This window comes from Verrucomicrobiota bacterium, assembly GCA_016871495.1.
Lineage (GTDB): Bacteria > Verrucomicrobiota > Verrucomicrobiia > Limisphaerales > VHDF01 > VHDF01.
Window position 1 is genome coordinate 46,325 of record VHDF01000026.1, and the last position, 8,550, is coordinate 54,874.

Consider the following 8,550-nt stretch of genomic DNA (forward strand, 5'->3'; position numbering starts at 1 on the left):
TCATGATCGGGCAACTCGACCGCAAACTGCTTCGCGATTTGGCGCGCATGAAAGGCCAGGCCGTGGCTGTTTGCCTGGTCATGGCCTGCGGACTGGCCATGCTCATCATGGCTCGCAGCCTGATTCATTCACTGGAAACCACCCGCCAGAGTTACTACCGTGCGCATCGGTTTGCGGATCTTTTCGTCCACTTGAAACGGGCTCCCCTGGAGGTGGCCCGCCGGGCGCGAGCCATTGCCGGCGTGGCCGAGGTGCAACCCGGGATCTCGGCCCAAGTGACGCTTGACATCGACGGTCTGGTCGAACCCGCCAGCGGCTTGGTTCGCTCGCTTCCCGACGAGGGAACGCCTCTGCTGAACCGCCTGTTCCTTCGGTCCGGCCAGTGGCTCGAACCCGGCGCGCGCGGCGCCGTGTTGGTGGGGGAGGCATTCGCCCTCGCGAACAGGCTCCGTCCGGGGGACACCATGGCCATGATCCTCAATGGACGCCTGCGCCGTTTTCGCGTGAACGGCATCGTGCTTTCCCCCGAATTCGTCTTCGAGTCCCGTCCCGGCTCGGCGCTTCCCGACAACCGCACCTACGGCATTTTCTGGATGCCCTACGAGGAACTCGCCAATGCCTTCGACATGGACCAGGCCTTCAATCATCTGGCGTTGGCCCTCGGGCCCGGGGCCTCGGAGAAAGCCGTGAGCGCCGAACTCGACCGCCTGCTGCTTCCTTACGGAGGGCGCGGGGCTTTCGGCCGCCAGGATCATCCCTCCGATATCCGGGTGTCGGACGAGATTCGGGTGCTGACGACCCTTTCCATTGGCTTTCCCATGGTGTTCTTGAGTGTCTCCGCGTTCATGACCAACTCGGTGCTCTCCCGGCTGCTGAATTTGCAACGCGAGCAAGTGGCGATTCTCAAAGCTTTCGGTTACTCGGATGTGCAGATCGCCTGGCATTATCTGAAGTTTGCCATCGTGTTCGTTTGTGGCGGCACCCTGATTGGCGCCGTCGGGGGAGTCCTCCTGGGCGCGAACTTGGTCGACATGTACCATCGGTTCTTCCGTTTTCCCGCGCTCGCGTTTCAGGTGGATGCCGCCGCGCTGGGCATCGCGCTCGGTGTCGGTGTGGGCGCCGCCATGCTCGGCGTGCTGGGCGCGGTGCGCCGTGCCGCGAAACTGCCGCCCGCCGAAGCCATGCGTCCGGAGCCCCCCGCGAGCTTCCGGCCGTCCTTCCTGGAACGCGCGGGGTTGTCCGGCCATTTCAGCAATCCGTTTCGGATGGCGGTCCGCAACCTGGAACGCAAGCCCTGGCAAGCCTTCTTCACGGCGTCCGGGCTTTCCCTGGCCACGGCGATTCTGATCATTCCCAACGCGTTTCGCGACAGCGTCCGCGAGGTGCTTGGATTTCAGTGGGACATCGCTCAGCGCCACGATGTCAGTCTGGGCTTGATCGAGCCGGACTCCCAATCGACCTTGCACGATTTTGCCAGGCTGCCGGGCGTCGTCAGCGTGGAGGCTTTCCGCAATGCCGCGGCGCGGATTCACTTTGGACACCGCAGCCGGCAGGTCGGGATCAGCGGATTACCCTCGGACTCGATGCACGAGCGCGCCATTGATGCGCACAACAAACAGATTCCGCTGCCGCCGGACGGTCTTGTGATCTCGGTGAAACTGGCCGAGGTCCTGGGAGCCCGCCGGGGCGATCTCTTAAAGGTGGAGTTCTTGGAGGGCCAGCGCCGGGTGCGTGAAGTGCCTTTGCTTGGGTTGTCGGACGACTTCGCGGGGATCAAAGTCAACATGGAGCGGGGCTCGCTGAACCGGCTGATGGGCGAGGGCGACGTGGTCACCGGCGCGACGTTCTGCGTGGATTCGAGAGAAAAGGAACGCTTTCTCGCGGCCTTGAAGAGGCAGCCGCGGGTGGCTTGGGTGGCCGTCAAGGAATCGCTTCGGGCCAATTTTCGCGAAACCACCGCGGCCAGCATCAACCTGATTCAATCCATTTATCTGACGTTCGCCACGGTCGTTGCTTTTGGGGTCGTTTACAACAACGCTCGCATCTCTCTGGCCGAGCGGGGCCGTGATCTGGCGACCCTGCGCGTCATTGGGTTTACCCAGCCTGAAGTGGCGCGAGTGCTGATCCTGGAACTTGGTGCGCTGGCGTTCGTGGCCGTCCCCCTGGGACTTTTGCTGGGCACCGGCTTCGCCACCGGCATCATTCAAGCCGTGAACACCGAAACCGTGCGGCTTCCGCTCGTGCTCACCCGTTTCAACTACACCTTCGCCGTCATCGTGGTCTTCACCGCCTCCCTCTTGTCCGCGGGAGTGGTGCTCCGGAAACTCAAGCAATTAAACCTGGTGGGCGCCCTCCGCGCTCCGGAATGAAGCGTGTTCCTGAAGGTCCCCTTTCCTGATGAACTCTCCTGATCCCAAAGTCCGCCGCCGCCCCTGGCTTCCCTACGCCGGTTTCACCCTCCTGGCCGTGCTGGTGACTTATGGGCTCTGGCCGAAACCCACTCCGGTCGAAATTGCGACCGTGAATCGAGGGCCCCTGCGTTCCACCATCAACGAGGAAGGGAAAACCCGTATCCGCGAGCGCTTTTTGGTGTCCGCGCCCGTGGCGGGCAATCTCCGCCGCATTCCCCTGAAAGTGGGCTCGCCCATCGCCCAGGCCGGCGAAGTGGTCGCCGTCATCGATCCCTTGACCCCGGCGCCGCTGGATGCCCGCTCGCGCTCGCTTTCCGAGGCCCGCCGCGATTCGGCCTCGGCTCAGCTTGACCGCGCCCGGGAAGCACACCGCTTTGCCGCGAGCGAGCTGAAGCGTTCCGAAAAGCTTCACGAAGCGCGGGCGTTATCCATTCAGGACTTGGAGCAGGCGCAATGGAGGGAAGTGTCCGCCTCCCGCGAATTGACCGCAGCCGAGAGCGCGCTGCGGCTGGCGGAGGCGGAACTGGCCGAATTCCATGCCCCCGGCAAAGCGGAGGGTGCGCATGTCGAGGTGCGGGCGCCGGCCCGAGGACGGGTTCTCCGCATGATCGAGGAGAGCGCGCGGGTGGTTCCGGCTGGAGCGCCCTTGTTGGAAATCGGCGATCCCGCCGACCTTGAAGTGATTGTGGAAGTGCTTTCGCGAGACGGAGCCATGATCTCGCCTGGAACTTCGGTCGAACTGGAACAGTGGGGCGGCCAGGATTCACTGAAGGCCATCGTGCGGCTGGTGGAGCCGGCCGCGTTTACCAAAGTGTCTGCGCTCGGAGTGGAAGAGCAGCGGGTCTACGTGGTGGCGGATTTGCTGACCCCGCCGAATCAACGCGGCAATTTGGGAGATCAATTCCGTGTGGAAGCACGCATCATCACCTGGCAGACCAATCAAACCGTCAAGGTGGCGGGGGGCGCCCTCTTTCGCCAAGGGGATCAATGGAGCGCCTTTGTGCTTGAGGGACATGTCGCGCGTCTCCGGTCGGTCCAACCCGGCAGGAACAGCGGCACCGAGGTGCAGATTCTCGACGGCCTGCGCGAAGGCGAACAAGTCATCCTTTACCCGGGTGACCGCATCAAACCCGGCGCCCGCGTGGCTCCTGTGAAGATTTGAAGGTTACAACTTTGGACCGTCAAACATGAAGGTGTAGCCAGGTCCGTCCTGATAAGTGGGCTTGTCTGGAAAGGAGCGCAGAAAGGCAACGTGTCCATCCACAAACACCACGTTGCCCCACCCCAGCGCCTTGTTGTGATGCCAATAGGCGTGCTGGAAGGGTTGCGTCTTTCCGCCCGGAGCCTCGGTCATCCAGCCCCACATGCCGAAGGGGTAGTCATTGGCCAGAACCATCAGGCTCGGGGATCGAATTTCGGCGGATTTCTTGCCATGAAGGCCCTTGGTGCCGTTTTCGTTGCCGCCACTATTGTAGAAATAACTGTTGCCGAAAGTGTCGAAGAGGGAGGGCTTGCGATCGTTAGCCCAGCGTCCCTTGGTGGCGCCTTTGTCGTTGGGACATTTGAAAACCCGAAAAACCCCCTCGTTGTCGTTGGTTTTCACGCGGCGATCCACGGTGACATAGGGGTTGATAAAGCGCAGCTCCTCGAGATACTCGGTGCCTTTCTTGCCTCCCCAGCCGTAATACGACAGCACCGGACCCCCGGCGTGGGTGGGGAATCGCTGATCCGCCTCATCGAGGTACAATGCATTCGCCAATCCCAGTTGCCGCAAATGTGCGGAACAGGCGACGCGTTGGGAAGTTTTCTTCGCCCGAGCCAGTGCCGGCAAAAGCATCCCGGCGAGAATGGCGATGATCGCGATGACCACCAAGAGTTCGATCAAGGTAAATCCCGGCGCGGAGGAATGGCGGCCTTTCATCTGGAAGCGGGTAGTGGTTCTAGTCTCGCGGAATCATCAGGAGATGCGAGCTAATTGTGAGGAAGTCAATCGAGATTCCCTCTTTTTGCCCGTGAAGGAAACCGGCCCAGGGTCTGCTTCGCGGGGACGGATCCGCCGCGTGCAGCACGTGTTTTTGAACCTTTTCCGCTCCAAGGAAATGTATCGACTGCCGAGAGTGCTTCTGACAGGCTAACGCAGGATTCCATCGGATGTTTGGCCTACTGAAGAACCTTTCAGGAAAAGCGACCCCGCCCCCCTCCCGCGCCGACGCCTGCTCCATTGGTGGGAGATGGCATCGTGGTTTCCTTGGCCGTCGTAACGACCAAATTCCCCGAGAATCTGCAGGCCGGCATTCTTCGTTCGCCGGGAGGAGCCACCGTAACCCTGAGCCTGGATGCCATCCTTCCCCAGCTCACTTCGGGTGCCGTCAAGATCCCCTACACTGAGCTCGTCGGACTGGCGCCGGAAGGCTATTTGCAGTCCGTCGGTGAAGCCGATTCCACCCTCATCGAGGTTCCGCTTTCCGAAATCCTCCCCAAACTTCGTCCCGACCAATTGCCGCGCCGACAGAGCCAGCGGAGAGTGGAAGTGCCGGATGATATCCAGGCTCTCTTTGGGAGCAAGGGAAAGGGTCCCGAGAAAGCACCTGTCACGGCTCCCGCCAAACCCGGGACCAATCCGCCTCTCCCTGCCCCGGCAGCGCCCGTCAAACCCCCCTCGGGCCTGCCGGATCCAGCCTCTTTGCGGCCTGCCCAGCCGATGCCGACGAAGCCCGTCGGCACCGGACCCGCGCCGGCTCCCGCGGCTGCCAAGCCGGCTCCTTTGCCTGCGGCCAAGCCGGTGCCTGCCCCAGCGCCAACTTCCGTTCCCACGCCAACTCCTGCACCGTCAGCACCGCTGACCATTGGAGCGGATATCACGGTCAAATTGGGACAATTGATCCAAGCTTGGCCCGAGGCGGCCAAGCAAGCGGCCACGGCCGCGAGCGAAGCCACGGTGGACATCCCGATGTCCGCGATCGAGCAGGGCGTGAAGAAAGGTCGGATTCAAGTCAAAGGGGCTCAGCTCAAGTCATGGATCAAGGGAGGAAGTCCTGAATTGGATGACGCCGCCGATTTCGATCTGCCGATTCCCCTGCTCGCGCCGATGTATTTGCTGCGGAAGGCTCCGGCCAAACCTCAGCGCAAAGTCACGGTCGGCGACAATATTCCTGATGTCTTCGCGGGCAAACCGGCTGCTCCGGCTGCCACTCCCGAGCCCGCCGCGCCTGCGCCGACTCCAGCACCGACTCCAGCACCGGCTCCGACACCTGCTCCTGATCCTGCCAAGGCTCAGAAACCGGCTGCGCCGGCGGCACCTGCAGCCCCGACGCTGGCTGACGTTTTCCAACAGCCGGGCAAAACGAGCTGGACTCCACAGGAGCTCGTCCAGCGCTTGGCGGGCATGAAGGGTTTCTCGGGCGCCGTCATCTCCACGAGCGACGGGTTGCTGGTCGCCGGTCAAGTTTCGCAGGCGCTCAAGGCGGATTTGATCGCCGGATTCCTTCCCGAGATGTTTTCCCGCCTGAATCAGTATTCGAAAGAGATTCGCCTGGGAGAGGTCCAGCAGGTCAGTATGAACGCCGGCCTGGTTCAGTGCCGGGTCTTTGCGGTCTCCAAATTCTACTTGGGCTTGTTAAGTGCCGCCGATGCCCCGCTCCCGTCCGCGACGCTGGATCTCGTTTTGAAGGAGCTGGGGAAGCTCGCTTCGAAATAGCCACCCTCGATTCTTATGGCCATCATCAACCAGGCAACGAAAGAGCTTCAGGTCAAGATCGTCTATTACGGGCCCGCCAAATGCGGCAAGACGATCAACCTGGAGCAGGTTCATGCGAACGTGCAGGTGCCCAACGCGGAGAGCAAGGGCAAGATGGTGTCGCTCGCCACGAGTTCCGACCGCACCCTGTTCTTCGATTTCTTTCCGCTCGAGGCGATGTCGATCAAGGGATTCAAAACCAAATTCCAGCTTTACACGGTCCCGGGCCAGGTCATTTACAACACCACCCGGCAATTGGTGCTTCGGGGCGTGGACGGCATCGTGTTCGTGGCCGATTCCAACTACGAAAAGATGCAGGAGAACGTGGAGAGCTTCGCCAATTTGGAAGACAACCTGAAGTCCCTCAAATTGAAACTCGACGACATCCCTTACGTGCTGCAATACAACAAGCGTGACGCGGCCAACCCGGCGCCCGTCGATTACATGGAGTTTCTCCTCAACAACCGCGAGGTGCAGGTGCCCTCGTTCACGGCGGTGGCCTCGAAGAGCGACGGGGTGTTCGAAACCCTGAACATGATTGTCCGGCTGCTGCTCAACAAATTCATCAACGAGTCGGGACGCAAGTAAGTCGATCGGGACCCTATGGCCGGCTTTCCTCAAATCACCGAGGAAGATTCCAAGAGCTTTACGGAAACGCTCAACGAGCTCGTCCTCCAAAGCGAGGCCACCAGCGCGTTGATCGTCGAGAAGGCCGGCTATCTCATCCATCAGTGCGGCCACTGCGCGGATTTCGACACCACTCAGGTGGCCACCCTCGCCTCCAACGCGTTCAACGCCACCCAATTCCTGGCCAGTCTCATCACGGAGACTAATTTCACCGGCATGTACCAGCAGGGTGAGCGCTTCAGCACCCTCATCCTGAACGTGGACGAGAATTGCCTGGTGGTCGTGATTTTTAAGGCCACCCTCAGCGTTGGCATGATCAAGTATTATGCCTCGATCGCCATCAAGTGCATCGCGGATCAATTGCTCATCGCCCAGGGTCGCGACAACAGCGGCGGCATCGATCTCGCCGATCTGGATCCCACCAACGTCTCCGAACTCTTCAAACGCCGTGAAACCGGCGAATCCGCGTCCACCACGCCGTAAGGCGGAAACGGCCGATCACCGGTTTCTGATCCGGCAAGCCCAGCTTGGCGACGTTGCGGCCGTCGCGCGCTTCAACCGGGCCATGGCGTTCGAAACCGAGGGCAAGCGCCTTTCCAAAGCCAGCACGGAAAACGGAACCCGATCCCTCATCGCCTCGCCCACCTACGGATTCTACCTCGTCGCCCTGGAAGCCGGTCGTGTTGTCGGACAACTCTGCATCACCTACGAATGGAGCGATTGGCATAACGGCGTGTATTGGTGGATCCAGAGCGTTTACGTGGACCCGCGATACCGTCGGCAGGGCGTTTTCCGAGCCCTGTTTCAGGAAGTCCGCCGCCAAAAGCAGGCCACCCCCGGAACCGCCTCGCTCCGTCTCTATGCCGACGCCACCAACCGCAAGGCGCAAGGTGTTTACCGCAAACTGGGCATGCAAAAAACCGCCTACGAAGTCTTTGAGCTGAAGGATTGAGCAGTGTCGGGTTTTTTTACAGTTTGCATCAAGACTCGAACAGCTTGATCATGAAAAGAGTTCAACCAAGTTCCCTGGCTTCTAACATCTCGAGTGTCGGTATTCCTTACAAAAACACCACTCTCAAACCCCTCAAGATTGATCTGTTGTGTATGTGTAATATGTTACTAATCAATAAATGATGACAACATTGAATGCCTTTTCAGAAACGAGGAACGATTCTTGCTAATAGCTCATACACCCCTCCAATCTATGAAGAATTCCTTTTGGGCTTTTCCTTCTTCAACCCGATCGACAGCCGCATTTTCCGTGATCGCTGGGCTTGCCGCTTGGGCTCCGCTCGCGAACGCCATGTCGGTGGTTCCAACCCTTGAACCCTCCGATTTCGGGGTTTTGGGGACAGCTTGGGATCCGGTGCCAACACCTCCCGGGGGCTAGGTTTCCTTATGCCGGGAGGTGCCACATGGAGCATCATGGGGGCGGGCAAAGTCGATGTATCGGGCTTCGATCCCGGTCATGTTGGCCCCACCGTGTCCATCACATCGCTGGGGGTTCCGGGTTGGGGGTTGTCGGATTACAAAGATCTTATCGACGACGTGTTCAATGTGTGGGCTTCGGTCGCGAATCTCACCAACCTGGGTGAAGTTGCGGACGGTGGCGCTGATGCCGGTGCTCTGGATGCCGCTGGGGGCCACCTCGGTGATATTCGAGTCGCGGCCTGGGAAATTGGCGCTAGCGGAGTGCTCGCCGACGCCTTTCAACCATGAACGGAAGCCATTTTTGGTCCCGGTGGATCGATTGCGGGGGACATCCATTTCGATCTG

Annotated in this window: 9 protein-coding genes; 8 read left to right on the forward strand and 1 reads right to left on the reverse strand. The window is 60.5% G+C overall.

Annotation, left to right across the window (positions count from 1 at the left end; genetic code table 11):
- Positions 1 to 2 precede the first annotated feature (2 nt).
- A complete protein-coding gene (locus FJ404_08040) occupies positions 3 to 2,369 on the forward strand; it encodes an FtsX-like permease family protein (GenBank protein MBM3822818.1) in 2,367 nt (788 codons plus the stop codon).
- A gap of 28 nt (positions 2,370 to 2,397) precedes the next feature.
- Positions 2,398 to 3,573 (forward strand): HlyD family efflux transporter periplasmic adaptor subunit, encoded by a 1,176-nt coding sequence (locus FJ404_08045; GenBank protein ID MBM3822819.1) that lies wholly within the window; start codon positions 2,398 to 2,400, stop codon positions 3,571 to 3,573.
- Positions 3,574 to 3,576: 3 nt separating this feature from the next.
- Here the strand turns inward: FJ404_08045 and FJ404_08050 are convergent, their stop codons facing one another.
- On the reverse strand, positions 3,577 to 4,332 hold the full coding sequence (locus tag FJ404_08050) for a type II secretion system protein (protein ID MBM3822820.1): 756 nt from the start codon (positions 4,330 to 4,332) through the stop codon (positions 3,577 to 3,579).
- A gap of 616 nt (positions 4,333 to 4,948) precedes the next feature.
- On the opposite strand from FJ404_08050, the gene FJ404_08055 reads away from it, so the two are divergent.
- The 6 genes from FJ404_08055 (at position 4,949) to FJ404_08080 (ending at position 8,493) form a co-directional block, all read left to right on the forward strand.
- Positions 4,949 to 5,254, forward strand: a complete 306-nt coding sequence (locus FJ404_08055) for a hypothetical protein (protein MBM3822821.1) — start codon at positions 4,949 to 4,951, stop codon at positions 5,252 to 5,254.
- Positions 5,255 to 5,289: 35 nt separating this feature from the next.
- On the forward strand, positions 5,290 to 6,108 hold the full coding sequence (locus FJ404_08060; GenBank protein MBM3822822.1) for a hypothetical protein: 819 nt from the start codon (positions 5,290 to 5,292) through the stop codon (positions 6,106 to 6,108).
- 15 nt (positions 6,109 to 6,123) lie between these two features.
- Positions 6,124 to 6,735 (forward strand): gliding-motility protein MglA, encoded by a 612-nt coding sequence (locus FJ404_08065; GenBank protein MBM3822823.1) that lies wholly within the window; start codon positions 6,124 to 6,126, stop codon positions 6,733 to 6,735.
- Positions 6,736 to 6,750: 15 nt separating this feature from the next.
- Positions 6,751 to 7,257 carry a hypothetical protein gene (locus tag FJ404_08070; protein ID MBM3822824.1) on the forward strand — a complete coding sequence of 169 codons (507 nt, stop codon included), beginning with the start codon at positions 6,751 to 6,753 and terminating at the stop codon, positions 7,255 to 7,257.
- Complete coding sequence (locus FJ404_08075; protein MBM3822825.1) at positions 7,100 to 7,726, forward strand: GNAT family N-acetyltransferase; 627 nt, start codon at positions 7,100 to 7,102, stop codon at positions 7,724 to 7,726. Before FJ404_08070 ends, FJ404_08075 begins: the two co-directional genes overlap by 158 nt.
- A 446-nt stretch (positions 7,727 to 8,172) precedes the next feature.
- Positions 8,173 to 8,493 carry a hypothetical protein gene (locus tag FJ404_08080; GenBank protein MBM3822826.1) on the forward strand — a complete coding sequence of 107 codons (321 nt, stop codon included), beginning with the start codon at positions 8,173 to 8,175 and terminating at the stop codon, positions 8,491 to 8,493.
- The last annotated feature ends 57 nt before the right edge of the window (positions 8,494 to 8,550 follow it).

Bases quoted from the DNA above. Each gene is read 5' to 3' on its own strand.
- FJ404_08040 (MBM3822818.1), top strand. From the start codon at position 3: ATGATCGGGCAACTCGACCGCAAACTGCTTCGCGATTTGGCGCGCATG.
- FJ404_08045 (MBM3822819.1), top strand. From the start codon at position 2,398: ATGAACTCTCCTGATCCCAAAGTCCGCCGCCGCCCCTGGCTTCCCTAC.
- FJ404_08050 (MBM3822820.1), bottom strand. From the start codon at position 4,332: ATGAAAGGCCGCCATTCCTCCGCGCCGGGATTTACCTTGATCGAACTC.
- FJ404_08055 (MBM3822821.1), top strand. From the start codon at position 4,949: ATGATATCCAGGCTCTCTTTGGGAGCAAGGGAAAGGGTCCCGAGAAAG.
- FJ404_08065 (MBM3822823.1), top strand. From the start codon at position 6,124: ATGGCCATCATCAACCAGGCAACGAAAGAGCTTCAGGTCAAGATCGTC.
- FJ404_08070 (MBM3822824.1), top strand. From the start codon at position 6,751: ATGGCCGGCTTTCCTCAAATCACCGAGGAAGATTCCAAGAGCTTTACG.
- FJ404_08075 (MBM3822825.1), top strand. From the start codon at position 7,100: ATGCCTCGATCGCCATCAAGTGCATCGCGGATCAATTGCTCATCGCCC.
- FJ404_08080 (MBM3822826.1), top strand. From the start codon at position 8,173: ATGCCGGGAGGTGCCACATGGAGCATCATGGGGGCGGGCAAAGTCGAT.